The sequence below is a fragment of the Gottfriedia luciferensis genome (assembly GCF_001712755.1).
GTDB classification, from domain to species: Bacteria; Bacillota; Bacilli; order Bacillales; family Bacillaceae_G; genus Gottfriedia; species Gottfriedia luciferensis_B.
The window spans coordinates 1-16,911 of sequence record NZ_MDKC01000005.1; the positions used below are offsets into that span (position 1 = coordinate 1).

Genomic DNA, 16,911 nt, shown 5'->3' on the forward strand with positions numbered 1-16,911 from the left:
TTTTTTTGATGAAAAAGTTGATTGGAATGGAGGGGTGCTCGACTCCTATGGGATTAGCGGGAAGGCTAAAGACCCCGCAGGCTTGCCGAGGAGGCTAAAGAATCTCGCCCCATGGAAAGCGAGCATCCTGTAATGGAAATCAACATCATTCTACTCCTTTTACGAAAATTTGATAATTTAATTGACAAGGTTGTTTTTCAACAGCGTGAAAAGGAGAACTAAAAAGTTCTCCTTTTTTTTATTTTTGCTCAACTAATTTTTGTGATTGTTTTAATGAAGCTAATGTCACAGACCCTAGTGTTTTTGCTGCAATTAGCATTGCTTTTTCGTCAAAATCAAATTTTGGATGGTGATGAGGGTATGCATCTGTAACATGAGGAGGTTTAGCTCCTGTGAAGAAGAACGTTCCTGGTACTTTTTGTAAGTAGTATGCGAAATCTTCTCCGCCCATTTTAGGGTCCATTTCTTTTAATAGACTAACTTCATCAATTGATTCGGCTACTTTAACTAATAAATCGGTTTCTTTTTCATGATTTACTACTGGCGGATATCCATCATCGTACTTATATTCGTATGTAACATCATTTGCTAGACAAATCCCTTTAATGATTCTAGCTATTTGTTTTTTTACTTTTTCCTGTGTTTCCTTTTTGAACGTACGAACCGTTCCTATTAAAGTTGCTCGATCGGCGATTACATTAAAAGCATTTTTAGCTTCGAAACTTCCAATCGATAACACTACAGTGTCAATTGGATTTGTTTCTCGACTAACTACTTGTTGAAGTGCCATAACAAGTTGACTAGCAATTACAATACTGTCCTTAGTTCGATGGGGTTCTGCACCATGACCGCCTTGACCTTGGATTGTGATTGAAAAGCGATCAGCTGCTGCCATGATTGGTCCTTTACGATAACCAATTGTACCTAATTCTTCAATTGCCCACAAATGGGTTCCATAAACCTCATCAACACCGTCTAAACAGCCATCAGCAATCATAGAAATTGCTCCACCAGGTGCATATTCCTCTGCATGTTGGTGAAGTAACACGACCTTACCGTCCCATGAATCTTTTTGCTCATGAAGTGCCTTTGCTAAATATAAAAGTGTAGAAGTGTGACCATCATGACCACATGCATGCATAACGCCAGGCACTTTTGAGGAATAAGGAACATTTTTCTCATCTTGAATAGGTAGTGCGTCAAAATCAGCTCGAAGTGCGATTGTTTTTCCAGGGTTACGACCATTAATTGTGGCAACAACACCATTTCCACCGACATTTGATTTGAATGGAATATTTAATTGTTGATAAAAGTTTTGAATGAATTTTGCTGTCTCGTATTCTTTAAATGAAAGCTCAGGATTTTCATGTAGGTATCTACGTGTAGATATCATTTCCGGATAATATGAATCTAATAAAGAAAATAAATCTGCCATTATTTCACCCTCCTACTTACTATCTATATAACCTATTCAAGAAATGTAATTGATATCCTTCAAAATTAACTTCAATTAAGAAATGACGAAAAATGTATTTCCAAGGAAATATACATCGAAAAAAAGGAAATAATGACTTATTCATGGGAATAAATGGATATACTATTTGTTATATGGTAAGAGAAATGAAGGTGAAATAATTGAAAAAATGGGGATATTTAGCAATAGGACTGTTAAGTGTCCTGTTAATTAGCTTTGTTGGATTTTTACTAATCGTTTTCTTAGGTAATTATGTGATAGATGAAGATAAGTTAGTCGTCCATTCATCATCGGAAATGGTAGATTTAGAGGGGAATTTTGTATCAAAGCTATATAATGAAAATCATCAAATCGTTTCAATTAATGATATACCTGATTATACTAAACAAGCAGTCGTTTCAATTGAAGATGAACGTTTCTATAAGCACCATGGAATTGATACACAATCGATCTTTCGGGCTATAGTAAATGATATAAAAGCATTTAGTAAAGTACAAGGTGCGAGTACGCTTACTCAACAACTTGCAAAGAATGTTTTTTTGACGAACGACAAAACATTTATGAGAAAAACAAAGGAAGTAATTATAGCAATTAATCTAGAAAGAAAGTATACAAAAGATCAAATACTAGAAATGTATTTAAATCAGGTTTATTTCGGTCACGGGGTATATGGCATAGGCGGAGCGGCAAAATATTATTTCGGGAAAGATGTTAAAAATTTATCTATTGAGGAAAGTGCTTCGTTAGCAGCCTTATTAAAAGCACCATCACATTATGATCCTGTCACACAACCAGTGCGATCCTTAGAGCGTAGGAATCTAGTTCTTTATAAAATGCTAGATACGCATTATATAACTGAATCAGAGTATCAGAAAGCCAAAAGCAAACCAACAGTATTACATATTACAGAACAAAAATTTGAAAACGGATACGCTACATATATTGATATGGTTATAAAAGAAGCAAAAGAGAAATATGGCATATCATATGACCAACTTTTAAATGGTGGATACAAAGTTGTTGTACCAATTCATAAAAAGACACAATTAACCGCCTATAAATATTTTAAAAATGGAAACTATTTTCCGGGAACTGATCAAAATGCTGAAGGAGCATTCGTATTAATAAACTCTGAAACAGGCGGTGTAGAGGCGGCAATTGGAGGCAGAAATTATTATTTTCAAGGTTTAAATCGTATTAACGTGAAAAGACAACCTGGTTCAACAATGAAGCCTTTACTTGTCTATTCGCCAGCGCTTGAAACAGGAAACTACAATCCGTATTCTTTATTACCAAATGAACAGAGTGCGTTAGGAGACTATAAACCGAAAAATTATAATGGCGTTTATACGAAAACGATTTCGATGTTTAATGCATTAATACAGTCAGCAAATGTGCCGGCAGTTTGGTTATTAAATGATATTGGGATTGATAATGCAAAAGAGTATCTAGAAAAAATGGATTTGAATATCCCCGATCAAGGTTTAAGTATGGCGCTAGGAGGACTTAAGATTGGTTTAACACCATTAGAGCTAGTAAAAGCATATAGTGCTTTTGATCATGATGGAGATGCATTAGAACCTTTTGTTATTAATGCAATTTATGATCGGAACAATGAATTAGTTGCCGAAGCGAAAATTAAGGAATATAAAGTGTTTTCATCACAAACCTCTTGGTATATGACAAAAATGCTTAAAGGTGTTGTAAATGAAGGGACTGCTAGTAGAGGAAGTTTTACTGGCGATTTAGCTGGTAAAACAGGATCTACAAATATACCTGGCCAAACAAATGGAAACAAAGATGCATGGTTTGTAGGCTATACACCAGACGTTGTAGGCGCAATTTGGATGGGATATGATAAGACAGATTCAAACCATTTTTTAAGAAATGGTAGTACATATCCAACCATTTTATTTAAAAAGATTTTAAGTGAAGCAGGAAGAGAACCATCTACCAAATTTAAAAAGCCAAAAAATATAGACGATCTAGAATCACCGATAAATTTAGAGCCTATTTCAAATGTTCAATCAAAAGTATCATTTTCTCCATTTGGATTATTCACTGTCGTCATTAATTGGAATGCACCAACTGACCACAGACAACAATATCGAATCTATCGAGTGAAAAATGGCAAAGAGAAATTAATAGATACTGTTACTGGTTTAGATGAGTACAAAGATTCCTTTGTAAATGTATTTAATGTCCCTTCTTATTATGTAGTACCGTACAATCCTCAAACAAAAGAAGAAGGTGATAGGTCTAAACTTGTCAAACCCAACATAAGAAATAAGGAATAGACATTTTAAGGCTCTCCTTCTTATCAAATGATTTGAAGGGGAGTTTTTTATTTCCTATTAAAACTATGAGCGTAAAAACTGTATCTCTTAAAAAAGAATAGTAAAGAGATTAAGAATTTCGAACGATTAGATAACGATTAATCAAACATTAAAAAAAGAATAATAAAACTCCTTTATTTAATAAAAAGTATTAATAAATAAAGATTATTAATTCGATATTTTAGACATATTTTGATATAATTTTTAATGGGAAAAGTCTGGTAGTAAAATAGGCCTATTAATTGAGAAAAATTGTAAAATCAGTGAACATTATGTGTCAAAATTCGAGTTTTCTATACAATTAATGGTTCAATCAGTATATTTAATAGTAGAGTTTGGAAAAGTGAAAGGGAGACTTTGAAGGATGAAAAAAGATTTTAACGATACATTTCTTAAAGCGATTAGAGGAGAAGAAGTAACGCATACACCAGTTTGGTATATGAGACAAGCAGGGCGTTCTCAGCCAGAATACCGAAAAATAAAAGAAAAATATTCTTTATTTGAAATTACTCATCAACCTGAATTATGCGCTTACGTAACAGCGCTTCCAGTAGACCAATATAATGTTGATGCAGCTATTTTATATAAAGATATTATGTCTCCACTTCCTGCAATTGGAGTAGACGTAGAAATTCAATCAGGAGTAGGACCGGTAATAAGCAATCCTATTCGTTCATTAGCAGATGTAAAAAAGTTAACTGATATTCATCCAGAAGAGCAACTTCCATATATCTATGAAACGATTAAATTATTAACAACAGAGGTTCTTTCTGTTCCATTAATTGGATTTGCAGGTGCACCTTTTACAGTTGCTAGTTATATGATCGAAGGTAGACCTTCTAGAAACTATAATAAAACCAAATCATTTATGTACGCAGAGCCAGAAGCATGGTTTGCTTTAATGGATCATTTAGCAGACATGACAATCAAGTACGTAAAAGCACAAGTTAAAGCAGGGGCAAGTGCAATTCAATTATTTGATTCATGGGTTGGTGCTTTGAATGCAAATGATTATCGCATTTATATTAAACCTTGCATGGAAAAGATTTTTGCAGCACTTAAAGCAGACCATATTCCAACAACGATGTTTGGAATTGGAGCAAGCCATTTAATTCATGAATGGAATGAACTTCCTGTAGATGTAATTGGTCTTGATTGGAGAACTTCTATTTCTGAAGCTCGCTCATTAGGGATTACGAAAACACTTCAAGGTAATTTAGATCCTGCATTTTTATTAGCACCATGGGAAGTTATTGAGAAACGTGCGAAAGAAATATTAGATGAGGGTATGGCAAATCCAGGTCATATTTTCAACTTAGGTCATGGGGTATTCCCTGAAGTAAATCCTGATACTCTTAAACGATTAACAAGTTTTGTACATGAGTATTCATCAAGGGTTAAAGCTTAATATAAAAGGACTATGGTGATGACATGAAAGAAAAAATCGGTTTATTAGTTATGGCTTACGGCACGCCATATAAAGAATCAGATATTGAGCGTTATTATACAGATATTCGTAGAGGTAGAAAGCCATCGCAAGAGGCGCTAGAAGAACTGACAGAACGTTATCGTGCAATTGGAGGTATCTCTCCTTTAGCAAAAATAACAATTGAACAAGCAAAAGCATTAGAAGAAGATTTAAATAAGATCCAAGACAAAGTAGAATTCAAAATGTACATTGGATTAAAGCATATTGAACCATTCATTGAAGATGCAGTAGATGAAATGAAAAAAGATGGTATAACAAAAGCGGTTAGTATCGTACTTGCACCACATTATTCTACGTTTAGTGTAAAGTCATATAATGAACGTGCTACAAATCATTCAGAAAAAATTGACGGACCAACAATTATCCATGTAGATGACTGGTATAAAGAAGAACGATTTATTCAATATTGGGTTCGTGAAGTAGAAGCAATTCTTGAACCAATGAATGAAGAGCAACGTGTGAAAACGGCGTTTATTTTTTCAGCGCATAGTTTACCTGAGAAAATTCTTACTTATGGTGATCCATACCCAGAGCAACTTAAGGAAACTGCCGAGTTAGTCGTTCAGCAGTCTGATATTCGTCATTATTTTCTAGGATGGCAAAGTGCTGGTAACACACCAGACCCTTGGCTTGGACCTGATGTACAAGATTTAACACGTGAGTTAGATGAAAATTATGATTTTGAAACTTACGTCTACTTACCATTAGGATTTGTAAGTGAGCATTTAGAAGTACTGTACGATAATGATATAGAATGTAAACAAGTAACGGATGAAATTCAAAAAGCATATGTTCGTCCACCGATGCCTAATACGGACCCATTATTTATTAGTGGACTTAGTACGGTTGTATTAAGAAAATTAAACGAACAATAATATGGTTTTGAAATAGGAGGTAAAGAAGTGAATAAGAAGGTTGTCATTATTGGTGGCGGTATTACTGGATTGACATCTGCCTACTATTTAAAACAAGAAAAATTAAAAAATAATCTTCCAATTGATATTCAATTAATTGAAGGTTCATCAAGGCTTGGAGGAAAAATCCAAACAATTCGAAAAGATGGATTCGTAATAGAACGTGGCCCTGACTCGTTTTTGGCAAGGAAAAAGAGTGCATATCGATTAGCTGAAAACTTAGGTATCCAAGATCAAATCGTTTTTAACTCTGCAGGAAAATCATATGTATTAGCCCATAATAAATTACATGGTATGCCAGAAGGTTCAAACATGGGGATTCCTACACAAATCAAGCCTTTTATTTTTTCAGGTCTATTTTCACCAGCAGGAAAAATCCGTGCAGGTTTAGATTTTGTTTTACCAAAAACGCATGTCCAAGGGGATATGTCACTAGGTAAATTTTTTAGAAGAAGACTAGGTAATGAAGTAGTTGAGAATCTAATTGAGCCCCTTTTATCAGGTATTTATTCAGGCGACATTGACCAAATGAGTTTAATGGCAACGTTCCCTCAATTCTTCCAAATTGAACAAAAACATCAAAGTATTGTTCTTGGTATGAAAAAAGAGATGCCTGTGAAGAAATCAAAAGGTCCGAGAAAAGGAATTTTCCAGACTGTAAGTACAGGTCTTCAAACAATTGTAGAACGAATTGAAGAAGAGTTAGATCAAGAGGAAGTTTTAAAAGGTGTACAAGTAGTTAATATAAATAAAATTGGAAAAAAATATGAGTTACTACTTAGCAATAATGAAAAGATCGAATCAGATTCAATCATCGTTACTGTACCTCATCGTTTCATTCCACAACTATTTAATAATAAACCTGTATTTGAGCCTTTCAAAAAAGTTCCTTCTACATCAGTCGCGAATGTTGCACTTGCATTTCCAGAGCATGCAATTAAGAAGGATATAAATGGTACAGGCTTTGTTGTTTCACGTAATAATGACTATAATATAACAGCATGTACTTGGACACATAAAAAATGGGCACATGCATGTCCAAAAGGTAAAGTTCTATTACGTTGTTACGTTGGACGACCTTACAATAAGGAAATAGTCGATAAGACGGATGAAGAACTTGTTGAAATTGTTTTAGAAGATTTAAGAAAAACGATGGATATCACTGAGAAACCAGAGTTTTATATTGTTTCAAGATGGAAAGATGCTATGCCTCAATATACGATTAATCATAAAGAGCGTACGAAAAATATGGAACAATATTTACAAAAAGAAATGCCTGGTGTATCGGTAATCGGTTGCTCATTTTATGGGTCCGGCTTACCAGACTGTATAGATCAAGGTGAAAAAGCAGTTTCAGATACAATTGAATACTTGTTCTCACATGAAGAACAAGCTGTTCGGAGCTATTAAGGCTTTTAAAACAATTAGTAAAGAATAGAGCAACCAAAAAAGTAGATCGATACTTTTAGGTTGCTCTTTTTATTATGTTTCTGTACTAATACTATGTTTAATAATTTCGTTAAGAAAAATTGCTGATCCTAAAAGACTTCACTTAAAAACTATCTTTTAAGCAATTTGAACAAGTGTTACTATAGCAATCATGTTGTTCTTCAATCGTCGAATTACAGTGTTTACATAATTTCTTTGGTAATAGTTTCAAAAATTCGGACATTTTTACAAGCATGTTACCCTCTCCTTTAGTTAACTTATTAGTATTGTATTACTACAACTTATTTTGTGTCAATCTGTATTAGTACAATTTTTAAAAAATAATCTAAACGCCTATTTTTTTAAAACAGTATGGACAAGCTTATAAATTTAAATTTTCATAGAAATAATAAGTATAAAGGAGTGTGTTTGTTTTATGAAAGTAACCGTTATTGGTTATTGGGGCGGCTATCCAGGTAAAGGTGAAGCAACTTCATGTTATTTATTTAAATCCAAAAATTTTAATCTATTGGTTGATTGTGGTTCAGGAGCATTAGCTACATTACAAAATTTCATAGATCCTAATAGCTTAAATGCTGTAATCCTGTCACATTATCATCATGATCATATTGCAGATATAGGAGTACTACAATACTTCAAACTTGTAAATGCTGGAAAGGATAAGTTTGCTTTACCTATATACGGACATAACTTTGATAATGTAAAATTTAATTCGTTAACATATAAAGAAGCAACAAAAGGATATGAATATCATCCAAATGAAGCTCTCGACCTAGGTCCATTTACGATTCGATTTATTAAGACAGTTCATCCCGTAGATTGTTTTGCCATGCGAATTGAAACAGCAACTCACTCAGTAGTCTATACAGCTGATTCAAGCTTTACAGAAGACTTCATACCGTTTTCTTCCAACGCGGATTTGCTTATAAGTGATTGTAATCTGTTTGAAAATCAAGATGGAGCCAAAGTGGGCCATATGAGTAGCAAAGATGCTGCAACAATTGCAAGTGAGGCGAACGTAAAAGAATTATTATTATCACATCTTCCTCATAGCGGAAATACAAAAGATTTAATAAGTGAGGCCCAAAAGTATTATAATGGACTTGTTCATTTAGCTTATACAGGATTTGAATGGAAATCGAAATGATAGGAGGATACACATGCAATTTTTAGATAATAGGGGAATAACGGATCCAACATTAAATTTAGCGATGGAAGAATATGCACTAAAAAGCCTAGATCCTGAAAATACATACTTTTTATTTTATATTAATGAGCCATCAATCATTATTGGTAAAAATCAAAATACAGCCGAGGAGATTAATGCCTCATATGTAAATGAACATAATATTCATGTAGTACGTAGATTATCTGGTGGTGGAGCGGTATATCATGATTTAGGAAATCTTAACTTTAGTTTTATTACAAAAGATGATGGTGACAGCTTTCATAATTTTAGAAAGTTTACTGAGCCGGTAATCGAGGCATTAAAGGAACTCGGTGTGAATGCTGAACTTAGTGGAAGAAATGATATATTAGCAGAAGGTAGGAAAATCTCAGGTAATGCACAATTTTCTACTAAAGGTAGAATGTTTAGCCACGGTACATTATTGTTTGATAGTGATATAGATGAAGTTGTCAATGCATTAAACGTAAAGCTAGAAAAAATCCAATCTAAAGGAATTAAATCAGTCCGAAGTAGAGTGGCAAACATTAAGGAATTTTTAAAAGACGATTTAACAATCCTAGAATTTAAAGATTTAATTTTGCAATCTATTTTTAAAGAACATGGAAAAATAGAACGATATGAATGGACAGATGAGGATTTAAAAAATATTAAAGAACTTGCTGAAAGTAGATACCGAAATTGGGATTGGAATTTTGGGAAATCTCCTAAATGCAATATTCAACAAAGTAAAAGATTTACAGCTGGTTCAATTGACATTCGTCTAGATGTAAACAAAGGAATCATTGAGAACGTTAAAATTTATGGTGATTTCTTTGGGGTAGGGGATGTGTCTGATATAGAACAGCTTCTGATTGGTAGTAAATTTGATCAACAAGAGATTGAAAATAAACTAAATGAAGTGAATTTTACCCATTACTTTGGTAATGTAACGAAAGAAGAATTTATGAGTTTATTATTTTAAAAAAGGAGTAGGGAACTACTCTTTTTTTGTTTGTTAAAAAATTAGAAGTCTAAAAAGTGCTAGTTTTCTCACTTGTCAGAATTGTATTCTAGCAATATAATATATTTAGAATATTTTAAATTTTTATATTTAAAGGGGGTAGTTTTTATTGAATTTAGTTGAAACACTGTCACAATCAGCTTTAAGGCATCCTGAACATTCTGCTATTATCTTTGAAGGGCAGACATTTTCATACTCAAGACTTGAGACTTATATTACAAAATTTGCGAGTGGCCTCTCAAAATTAGGGATTGAAAAAGGAGATAAAGTAGCTCTAGTTGTTGGTAATTCTCCTCATTTTATTATAGCACTATATGGTGCCCTGAAGGTTGGAGCGGCTGTAATACCGGTCAATCCTCTATATGCACCAGATGAATTAGTATACATATTAACAAACGGCGACGCAAAAGCAGTTATCACCTTAGACTTATTTCTTCCACTAGTAGATAAAGCTTCACCGATTCTTCCTAATATCGATCACTTCATTATTTGTGAAACAAAACAAGAAAATCCTTATGAATTTGAGAACAATAAATTGAAATCGTTTACAAATGTAGTTGGACTTGGAGATATAGACTTCAAAGGACCTGAATTACATGAAGATGATTTAGCAGTCATTTTATATACTTCTGGTACAACAGGAAAACCAAAAGGAGCTATGTTAACGCATAAAAACTTATATTCGAATGCTATGGATGCTGGACACTTCTTAAGTTTTTCAAATACAGAAAAGGTTATTGCAACTTTACCTGCTTTCCATGTATTTTGTTTAACTGTAGCTTTAAACGCGCCTTTAATGTATGGAGCTACTGTTATTTTAGTGCCTAAATTTAGCCCAAAAGAAATATTTGATATTATTCGTACATACAAAGCAACTGTATTTGCAGGTGTGCCGACAATGTATAATTTCTTATATCAATTCCCTGATGGAAAGACAGAAGACTTTGAGTCAATCCGACTATGCGTTTCAGGTGGTTCATCTTTACCGGTTGCATTATTAGAGAATTTTGAGAAGAAATTTAAAGTTATTATTTCTGAAGGTTATGGATTATCAGAAGCCTCACCTGTTACGACGTTTAATCCATTAGACCGTCCTAGAAAAGCAGGATCAATTGGGACAAATATTAGCAATGTAGAAAATAAAGTTGTAAATGCTCTTGGTGAAGAAGTAGCAGTTGGTGAAGTGGGTGAATTAATCGTCCGCGGACCAAATATAATGAAAGGCTATTATAATATGCCAGAAGAAACGGCAATGACCATTCGAGATGGCTGGTTATATACTGGTGACCTAGCAAGAATTGACGAAGATGGTTATTTCTATATCGTCGATCGAAAAAAAGAATTGATTCTTGTTGGTGGCTATAATGTATACCCTCGTGAGGTCGAAGAGGTAATTTACAATCATCCAGATGTTGTTGAATGTGCGGTGATTGGGCTACCAGACGATAATTTTGGAGAAAGTGTAAAAGCCTATGTTGTTTCAAAAAATCCATCATTAAGTGTGGAAACCTTGGCAGAGTACTGCAAGGCGCACTTAGCAAAATATAAAGTACCAAGATCAATAGAGTTCATTCCAGAGCTACCAAAAAATGCAACTGGTAAAATACTTAGAAGAGCATTGAAAGATTCCGTTAGACAATAAATCGTGTTATAGAGGAGAGAGCTCTTTTTGATGCTCTCTCTTTTTGCATTGGAAATTAGTATATAAAATCTAAATTGCAAATAAACAAGTAAATACTGCAAATAAAAGGCAACTGCAAATAAAAATAGGAAATCTGCAAATAAAATTATTAAAACTGCAAATAAAAATAGTAAATCTGCAATAAAAATTGTCAAAACAGCAATTAAAATCAAGAAAACCGCAATTAAGATAAACGATAACCCATACCAGTAAAGCTATTACACATTAAAAATGGGACATAAGTTGATCCTTTCAAATGAAAATCTAGCAAATAGCAATAATTCTTCTAAAATTAAATGAATTGATACAGGACTATTCATCACCTAACTCTGAAAGAATATAACTCAAACTTTCACCCAAGAACTGGACGAATCTTTGTACGTCTGATAAAGGACACATCTTTAATTTAATAGAGCATAAGAGAAAGAAGTATTTAAAAAATATAATAGGTTGAAGTTCTAAAAAATTGGACAAAGTTGATAATATAGAATGGGGGGAGATTTTATGAAAAAAGCAACTAAATCTAAATTAACAAAATTCATCTGTCTAGGTTATCTCATTTATATCATTTTAGTCCTGTTATACTTTTATGTTTTTACGACTTCTGACCTACCTTCAAAATATAAAGGAACATTCGTTGATCCACATACATTCATGAATCATAAGGAAGCTAATTTAAGCTCTAGTTATAGCACTTTAAAAAATGTACTTTACTTTATTAGCTTACCGATTGATTGGATTGTATTATCACTTTTATTATTAAGTGGATCAATTGAAAGATTAGGTGACTCATTATCTAAATTGACTAGATTTAAGTTTATACAAGTTTTTTTATATTTCTTCTTTGTATCGGTCGCTACATATATCGTTTCATTTCCAATTGATTTATATCGTTTTAAATTATCGACGAAATACGGATTATCTGTTCAATCATTTAATGCGTGGATGAAGGATGAAATGATTAGTTTTTGGATAAATTTTGCAATGATGTTTTTTGTAATGTATGTTGTATATTTATTAATCAAAAAACAACCAAAGAAATGGTGGCTAACTGCATGGCTATTAAGTATTCCTTTTACGATTTTCTTAACGTTTATTCAGCCTGTAGTAATTGATCCCTTATATAATGATTTTTATCCACTAAAAGATAAAAATTTAGAAAAGAAAATTATTACCCTTGCTAAAGAAGCAAATATTCCTGCACATCGGGTATATGAAGTAAATATGTCCACTAAGACAACTACATATAATGCATATGTTACTGGTATAGGTAAAAACGCTAGGATTGTATTATGGGATACAACTCTCAAAGGGCTTACTGAAGATGAAATTATGTTCATCATGGCGCATGAAATGTCACATTACGTCCATAAAGACATCTATAAATCAATGTTTGGTATATTAGCAGGTAGTTTAGTCGGTCTATATATCATTCATTTATTGATGAAGTATGTACTATCAAAGAGTAGGAGCAGTCATTCAAACGAAAAAATGGCGGTCATCCTAACCTTATTTTTAATCATTAGTGGAATTGTAAGCTTTATTTCTGATCCGATATCAAATGCATTTTCTAGAAGTGCCGAGAAAAGAGCAGATTTATATGCAGTTAAGCTAACACATGATCCAGAGGCAGGGATTATAGCGTTTCAAAAGTTATCCAAAAACAGTTTGTCTCAAGTAAATCCACCATTTTTAGTGAAATTGTTTAGATATGATCATCCGACAATGTTGGAAAGAATGCAGTATTTAGAAGCTGCTGAAAAAAGAAACAATAATAAATAGATTAAAATTAGCTTGTAGATTGATTGGTATTGTACCAATATCTACAAGCTTTTTTTGTATTATAGAAAAGCCCTTCATTTGTCTTAATTATAAATAGGATCAACTACTATAAATGTGTCATATTCATTTATTATACTTTTACTAAACTTTATTAAAGACAATGGGTGGGACCTCTCGATTTAAATAAAATAATTTGGGTATCAGTGGATTACCGAGATAAGATAGACACTCGTCTAAAAACATCCTTAAGGGGTGTTTTTTTAAATAATTGATATAAACATCCATTATTTAAATAGTTGAGCTGTCGAAAATTCTTTTGGAAATATTTTCAGAATTTAATATCAAATCCGAATATACTGTTATATAATAACATAAGTAAACAATATCTGTTATATAACTGAATGGAGGGATCATATGACAACTGAACTTTCAAAAATCAAAGTTTTAGGTAATCATGTAGAGGGTTCAACTGACATTCTTACGACCGAAGCATTAAGTTTTTTAGAGCAATTACATCTGAAATTTGATCAACGTAGACAACAGCTGTTATTAAACAGAAAAGAAAGAATGAGTTTTTTACAAAATGGGGGTAAGCTCCAATTTTTAAAAGAGACAAAACACATTCGTGAAAGTGAATGGACAATTGCACCTATTCCAACGGATTTACAAGATCGAAGAGTAGAGATAACAGGACCAGTTGATCGAAAAATGATTATTAATGCATTGAATTCTGATGCGTTTGTTTTCATGGCTGATTTTGAAGATGCTACTTCTCCAACTTGGGAAAATATCATTTCAGGTCAGGTTAATTTAAGAGATGCTGTGAACCGAACAATTTCACTTCATTCAAATGGAAAAACATATAAGTTAAAAGAGAAGCCAGCTGTACTATTAGTACGACCAAGAGGCTGGCATTTAGAAGAAAAACATATCACTGTAAATGGTGAAAATATGTCTGGTAGCTTAGTAGATTTTGGACTTTATTTCTTTCATAATGCGAAACAAGCAATAGAAAACGGCTCAGGACCTTATTTTTATTTACCAAAAATGGAAAGTTATTTGGAAGCAAGACTATGGAATGATGTTTTTTTATTTGCTCAAAATGAATTGAATATACCTGTTGGAACGATTAAAGCAACTGTATTAATCGAAACAATTGCTGCTTCATTTGAAATGGATGAAATACTTTATGAATTAAAGGATCATTCAGCAGGATTTAATTGCGGCAGATGGGATTATATTTTTAGCTTTATCAAAATGATGCGATACGACAAATCAATTATTTTACCTGATCGATCTGTTGTGACGATGGAAGTACCTTTTATGCGTTCATATTCTCAAAAAGTTATTCAAACTTGTCATCGTAGAAATGCTCCAGCAATTGGAGGAATGGCAGCTCAAATTCCAATTAAAGATGATAAAGAGCGAAATGATGTTGCGTTTGAGAAGGTAAGAAAAGATAAAGAGCGTGAAGCAAAGGATGGACACGATGGTACTTGGGTAGCTCATCCTGGTTTAGTAGCTGTAGCTCTTGAACAGTTTAATCGATATATGCCTACACCAAACCAGATTCATAGAAAACGTGAGGATGTTAATGTAACGGAGGCCGATCTTTTAGAGATTCCTAGTGGGGTTATTACTGAACAAGGTCTCAGAACAAATATAACAGTTGCGATTCAATATATTGAAGCATGGATAAGTGGTCGAGGTGCGGTGCCGCTATACAATTTAATGGAGGATGCTGCGACTGCTGAAATTTCGCGTGCGCAAATTTGGCAATGGGTGCGTCATGAAAAAGGTGTATTAGAGGATGGTACAAACATTACTTTACAGTTAGTGGATTCATTAAAAAATGAAGAAATGATGAAGCTTCAACTAGAAATTGGGAAAGAACAATTTGAAGCAAAACGATTTAATGAAGCAATTGAATTATTTGATGAGTTAATTAGCAACGATGAATTTGCTGACTTTCTGACTTTAAAAGGATATAACTTTTTATAAAATTAGGAGGAATTGAATATGACGAAAAATCGTGAAAAGCGTATTGCTGAATTACAAGAAAGCTGGGAGCTTGATTCTAGATGGAATGGCATTACAAGAACATACACTGCTGAAGATGTAATTAAATTAAGAGGATCAATCGATATTGAACAAACACTGGCAAAAAAAGGCGCGGAAAAATTATGGAAGCTTTTAAATGAAGAAAGTTATGTTAATGCACTTGGAGCATTAACTGGAAATCAAGCAATCCAACAAGTAAAAGCAGGTTTGAAGGCTATTTATTTAAGTGGTTGGCAAGTAGCTGCTGATGCGAATCTTTCCGGTCAAATGTATCCAGATCAAAGCTTATATCCGGCAAATTCTGTACCAGCAGTTGTAAAACGAATTAATCAGGCTTTCCAACGTGCAGATCAAATTCAATATGTTGAAGGTGGAGAAGAAATCGACTACTTCGCTCCGATTATGGCAGATGCAGAGGCTGGCTTCGGTGGGCAATTAAATGTATTTGAACTAATGAAAAGTATGATCGAAGCGGGAGCGGCAGGTGTACATTTTGAAGATCAATTGTCTTCGGAGAAAAAATGTGGCCATTTAGGTGGGAAAGTATTATTACCAACACAAACGGCGGTTCGTAACTTAATCTCTGCGCGTTTAGCAGCGGATGTAATGGGAGTCCCTACACTTATTGTTGCACGAACTGATGCAGATGCAGCAGATTTAATTACAAGTGATATTGATCCAGTCGACAAACAATTTATTACAGGTGAAAGAACACCTGAAGGTTTTTATCGTACGAAAGCGGGGTTAGATCAAGCAATTGCTCGTGGTCTTGCTTATGCACCGTATGCAGACTTAGTTTGGTGTGAGACGTCAGAGCCAAACCTAGAAGATGCAAAACGTTTTGCAGACGCTATTCATGCTAAATTCCCAGGTAAATTACTAGCTTATAACTGTTCACCTTCATTTAACTGGAAGAAGAAACTAGATGACGAAACAATCGAGACATTCCAACAACAAATTGCAGCAATGGGTTATAAATTCCAATTCGTTACCCTTGCTGGTTTCCACTCATTAAACTTTGGCATGTTTGAATTAGCTAGAAATTACAAAGATCGTGGAATGGGAGCATATTCAGAACTTCAACAAGCTGAATTTGCAAGTGAACAATTTGGATACACTGCAACAAGACATCAACGCGAAGTTGGAACAGGATATTTTGATCAAGTAGCTCAAATTATTACTGGAGGAACTTCTTCAACAACAGCTCTTAAAGGCTCTACTGAAGAACAACAATTTTCATCTAATTAATTAGTAAAAAACCACTTTTTTCACTTGTGAGAAAGGTGGTTTTTCTATTGGCTTTTATCCTAAAATTTAGTAAACAATGACACTTTTGTTAAAGTATTTAAAAAATGATTTTACAAATAAAGATTTATGATATTATTTCTCTAACATCAATGTTGCTACTATACTTCATGTTAAAAATTTCTTTATCTGATGTTGTTAAACTTAATTGTTGGTCTTAAATTAACTTTAAAAAATATTCTTGAAGCCAACAAAATTTAACATTTCAATACTAATAACAGAAGGAGTTGT

Annotated in this window: 12 protein-coding genes; 10 read left to right on the forward strand and 2 right to left on the reverse strand. The window is 33.3% G+C overall.

Translation table 11 applies throughout. The annotated features are described in order from the left end of the window. Positions 1 to 238: 238 nt before the first annotated feature. A complete protein-coding gene (locus BED47_RS06320; RefSeq protein ID WP_098948699.1) occupies positions 239 to 1,438 on the reverse strand; it encodes a M20 family metallopeptidase in 1,200 nt (399 codons plus the stop codon). 197 nt (positions 1,439 to 1,635) lie between these two features. Between BED47_RS06320 and BED47_RS06325 the strand changes: the two genes are divergently transcribed. The 4 genes from BED47_RS06325 to hemY all read left to right on the forward strand — a co-directional run bounded on the left by BED47_RS06325 (position 1,636) and on the right by hemY (position 7,623). After that, the gene (locus BED47_RS06325; RefSeq protein WP_069032932.1) at positions 1,636 to 3,771 is read left to right on the forward strand and encodes a transglycosylase domain-containing protein; all 2,136 of its coding nucleotides are present in this window, start codon (positions 1,636 to 1,638) and stop codon (positions 3,769 to 3,771) included. Positions 3,772 to 4,174: 403 nt separating this feature from the next. Further along, entirely contained in the window at positions 4,175 to 5,218 is a 1,044-nt protein-coding gene (gene hemE / locus BED47_RS06330) for a uroporphyrinogen decarboxylase (RefSeq protein ID WP_069032933.1), read from the forward strand. A gap of 23 nt (positions 5,219 to 5,241) precedes the next feature. Further along, positions 5,242 to 6,174 (forward strand): ferrochelatase, encoded by a 933-nt coding sequence (gene hemH, locus BED47_RS06335; RefSeq protein ID WP_069032934.1) that lies wholly within the window; start codon positions 5,242 to 5,244, stop codon positions 6,172 to 6,174. 27 nt (positions 6,175 to 6,201) lie between these two features. Then, entirely contained in the window at positions 6,202 to 7,623 is a 1,422-nt protein-coding gene (hemY, locus tag BED47_RS06340) for a protoporphyrinogen oxidase (protein ID WP_069032935.1), read from the forward strand. 142 nt (positions 7,624 to 7,765) lie between these two features. Here hemY and yhfH read toward each other — a convergent pair whose 3' ends face one another. Next, complete coding sequence (gene yhfH / locus BED47_RS23130; protein ID WP_084006798.1) at positions 7,766 to 7,897, reverse strand: protein YhfH; 132 nt, start codon at positions 7,895 to 7,897, stop codon at positions 7,766 to 7,768. Positions 7,898 to 8,077: 180 nt separating this feature from the next. Between yhfH and BED47_RS06345 the strand changes: the two genes are divergently transcribed. The 6 genes from BED47_RS06345 (at position 8,078) to aceA (ending at position 16,623) form a co-directional block, all read left to right on the forward strand. After that, positions 8,078 to 8,809 carry an MBL fold metallo-hydrolase gene (locus BED47_RS06345; RefSeq protein ID WP_069032936.1) on the forward strand — a complete coding sequence of 244 codons (732 nt, stop codon included), beginning with the start codon at positions 8,078 to 8,080 and terminating at the stop codon, positions 8,807 to 8,809. Positions 8,810 to 8,822: 13 nt separating this feature from the next. After that, positions 8,823 to 9,812, forward strand: coding sequence for a lipoate--protein ligase (locus BED47_RS06350; protein WP_069032937.1), 990 nt, complete (start codon positions 8,823 to 8,825; stop codon positions 9,810 to 9,812). A gap of 148 nt (positions 9,813 to 9,960) precedes the next feature. Further along, positions 9,961 to 11,493, forward strand: a complete 1,533-nt coding sequence (locus BED47_RS06355) for a fatty acid--CoA ligase family protein (RefSeq protein ID WP_069032938.1) — start codon at positions 9,961 to 9,963, stop codon at positions 11,491 to 11,493. A gap of 543 nt (positions 11,494 to 12,036) precedes the next feature. Beyond that, positions 12,037 to 13,314, forward strand: coding sequence for a M48 family metallopeptidase (locus BED47_RS06360; protein WP_069032939.1), 1,278 nt, complete (start codon positions 12,037 to 12,039; stop codon positions 13,312 to 13,314). A 414-nt stretch (positions 13,315 to 13,728) separates the two neighbouring features. Beyond that, positions 13,729 to 15,315, forward strand: a complete 1,587-nt coding sequence (aceB, locus tag BED47_RS06365; protein ID WP_069032940.1) for a malate synthase A — start codon at positions 13,729 to 13,731, stop codon at positions 15,313 to 15,315. 18 nt (positions 15,316 to 15,333) lie between these two features. After that, positions 15,334 to 16,623: an isocitrate lyase gene (gene aceA / locus BED47_RS06370; RefSeq protein ID WP_069032941.1), complete on the forward strand. Its 1,290-nt coding sequence runs from the start codon at positions 15,334 to 15,336 to the stop codon at positions 16,621 to 16,623. Positions 16,624 to 16,911 lie beyond the last annotated feature (288 nt).